This window comes from Paenibacillus sp. GbtcB18, assembly GCF_019091125.1.
GTDB lineage: Bacteria > Bacillota > Bacilli > Paenibacillales > NBRC-103111 > Paenibacillus_F > Paenibacillus_F chitinolyticus.
Map to the genome: position 1 here is coordinate 1 of NZ_JAGXJX010000092.1, position 641 is coordinate 641.

Annotated in this window: 1 protein-coding gene; it reads right to left on the reverse strand. The window is 42.7% G+C overall.

The features are described 5' to 3' along the window. Nucleotides 1-578 (reverse strand): beta/alpha barrel domain-containing protein (locus KVT34_RS29655; RefSeq protein WP_483311466.1); only part of this gene is annotated, 578 nt, incomplete at its 3' end. Between the last annotated feature and the right edge of the window lie 63 nt (nt 579-641).

Consider the following 641-nt stretch of genomic DNA (forward strand, 5'->3'; position numbering starts at 1 on the left):
TAGTTACTTCTCAATTCCTCTTTTAAGGCAATTACCGAAGGAATCAACGGAAATACCACGCCCTGATCGGTGTGTCCTCCAGAGTCTGCCTCGATTGCTAGATCATCGACCATGGGGATTAGTTGCGCTATTTTTTTCTCTTCCTCATTAATTAATCCGTTTTCGAACAGGGAATTAACCAAATCGGCCGGAGGTGGGGATAAGAATAAACGCGCGATTTCCATACGCGAACATTTCCCAACGATCCTTCTGGGATATTGGATTTGATTTCCTTTACGGGTCAGGCCTTTGACGCGGCAATAGACCAAAGGCAATGTGACCGATGAATAAGCAGATGCCTCGATTACAGGCACGTTATAGTTAATAAATAATTCTGCGTGTTTAAATTCTTCCTTGGGACTGTTTATATTTGAAATCATACACATACCGTAAGGGTCGCTAGGCCGAAGCTGTGCAGCTAGACTCTTGAGGTGATCTTCTAATTTAGCTGCATGTAAGCCGGCGCTTCCAAAAAAACTTAATTGCCTCGACTTTGCCATCTTGATTACTAAACTTTCGGATGATACCCCGCTGTACATCGAACCTGCATAATAGTTCCACTTACAGTTATATCGTTCTTGAAATATCGGATTTCCTAGTTG